The organism is Pectinatus brassicae (assembly GCF_014201835.1).
Taxonomy (GTDB): Bacteria; Bacillota; Negativicutes; order Selenomonadales; family Selenomonadaceae; genus Pectinatus; species Pectinatus brassicae.
In genome coordinates this window covers 1-1,250 of the sequence record NZ_JACHFH010000082.1, presented here as the reverse complement: position 1 = coordinate 1,250, position 1,250 = coordinate 1, and the positions used below count along the sequence as shown (strand labels likewise).

The window sequence follows — 1,250 nt, the reverse complement described above, 5'->3', positions numbered from 1 at the left end:
ACGCCAAATAGCCTGAAATATTGCTATTTAAATAACGCCAATTATTGAATTTTCAAGGTACATCGACTTTTATTGATGTGCGAAGTTTGAGTTAAATTATCTATTTGTGCCGTATTTTTTATTACATCATTGGTTGGTAAGTATACTGTACCATTAGCTGCTTTTATAATTCCTTTTTGCATGACAGTAATAGACAAATCTGGTGCCTTTCTATCACTAAAATGGGGCGCATCATTTTTATTCATCATATTCTTCGGCGGCATTGAATGCATTGGCTGATCTAATGTGCTGTTAATATAAGTAAAATTCAAAATCACATAGCGACCAGGAATATTTTTATCTGTATATTCTGCTTTATCATTAGTATATACAGATGTTATTTTTTTACCAGCAACTGAAAAATCAGCAGGAGAAATTGATGCCGCATCAATTTCATTAGGATATTCTATTGCTATTGCTGCCACTTTTTCCCCATCGCCAAAAACTTGGGCAATTGAAGTCACACTTGTAATTGCATTTATTTTTTTAACAGATTTTACTGTATTATTTACTGTAGATCTATTTTCTGACTGATGTGCTGCTTCTACAACAGAAGTATTACTATATAAAAACATACTTAAAGCCACGCAGGCTGTACTAATTTCTTTAATTTTTTTCATAAAAAATCCTCTCTTAAATAAATTATCATAATTATTTATTTTTTAAATAATACACAATACCTCTTCGATTAAAATATATATGAATTATACTGCTTACTAAAAAAATATAGCTGGCTATTTCATGAACATCCTTAAAGTTAAATAAACGATACATCCTAAAGGAAATAGCAATACCGGTTATCGATACTGTTATAAAGCTTATCAACAGCACATAAAAAATAAGTTTTTTCATATTATATCCTCCAATATCAATTTTTTTATAATATATTTTGCCATTCTAATCCCCTCATAGAATCGAGTAGGAGGTCATCCATTAATTGAATGACCGACCTCTCACACCACCGTACGTACCGTTCGGTATACGGCGGTTCAATAACTTAACGTAAATGCAATACCTCGTATTTCTTCGCTATGTTCACATAGCCTAGTGATTCGAGGTATTTGTCTGTTAGTGTCTGGCTTAGTATCGGACTGTTGGCTATTCGCCAATATCCCAGTCTTGTGTTGGCATATTGCCACGCCTGTTCTTTATCCAATCCCAACCTTCTCAAATTCTCAAACCGTGCTGAGATTTTCTTCCACTGCTTCCAC

The 1,250-nt window shown here is 33.0% G+C and carries 2 protein-coding genes and 1 pseudogene; all 3 read right to left on the bottom strand.

What is annotated here, in order from left to right; all coding sequences use genetic code 11:
• Window positions 1–41: 41 nt before the first annotated feature.
• Entirely contained in the window at window positions 42–659 is a 618-nt protein-coding gene (locus HNR32_RS13735) for a hypothetical protein (protein WP_183863626.1), read from the bottom strand.
• Window positions 660–690: 31 nt separating this feature from the next.
• Window positions 691–891, bottom strand: coding sequence for a DUF4405 domain-containing protein (locus HNR32_RS13730; protein ID WP_183863624.1), 201 nt, complete (start codon window positions 889–891; stop codon window positions 691–693).
• Between the two features lie 145 nt (window positions 892–1,036).
• Window positions 1,037–1,250, bottom strand: a pseudogene (locus tag HNR32_RS13965) (group II intron reverse transcriptase/maturase); the annotation flags it as partial.